Consider the following 229-nt stretch of genomic DNA (forward strand, 5'->3'; position numbering starts at 1 on the left):
CTCCACATCACGACCGACGGCGGTGAGCTGCTCCGGGTCCATGCTGTGGTCCACGCGCTCGATCTCCTGCTCGATGATCGGGCCTTCGTCGAGGTCGGCCGTCACATAGTGCGCCGTCGCGCCGATCAGCTTCACGCCGCGCTCGTGTGCCTGGTAGTACGGCTTGGCACCCTTGAAGCTCGGCAGGAACGAATGGTGGATGTTGATGGCGCGGCCTTCCAGCTTGCGG

General features: G+C 65.1%; 1 protein-coding gene. It reads right to left on the reverse strand.

The genetic code is table 11. The features are described 5' to 3' along the window. On the reverse strand, positions 1 to 229 hold a 229-nt coding region (locus RVY79_RS21960), incomplete at both ends, for a formyltransferase family protein (RefSeq protein ID WP_317466745.1).

Origin of the sequence: Chromohalobacter sp. HP20-39 (assembly GCF_033052815.1) — a bacterium.
In the GTDB taxonomy this organism is placed as follows: Bacteria; Pseudomonadota; Gammaproteobacteria; order Pseudomonadales; family Halomonadaceae; genus Chromohalobacter.